This is a genomic window from Cellulomonas sp. GbtcB1, assembly GCF_019091725.1.
Lineage (GTDB): Bacteria > Actinomycetota > Actinomycetes > Actinomycetales > Cellulomonadaceae > Cellulomonas.
Genome location: NZ_JAGXJG010000449.1, coordinates 1 through 243, shown reverse-complemented (window position 1 = coordinate 243; position 243 = coordinate 1). Strand labels below are relative to the sequence as shown.

The window sequence follows — 243 nt, the reverse complement described above, 5'->3', positions numbered from 1 at the left end:
GCCCGTCCCCACGACGTCCACATTCGACCCGGCCGAGGCACCGCCGGTCGCTCCGGCCGACGCGCCCGCCGGCGCCAGCGCCGGCACCCGCGCGCCCGCACCCGACCGCACCGCCCCGCGCTCCCGCACGAGCGACACGGTCCCGAACGCCCCCACCGTCGCCGCGCCGTACGCGAGTAGGTAGAACAGCACCGCCGTGATCCCGGACTGCACCAGCGCGACCACGCCGGTGTGCACGAAGCC

General features: G+C 77.8%; 1 pseudogene. It reads right to left on the bottom strand.

Going from position 1 to position 243, the window contains the following annotated elements:
- Positions 1-243 (bottom strand): annotated as a pseudogene (locus KVT14_RS20995) (hypothetical protein); the annotation flags it as partial.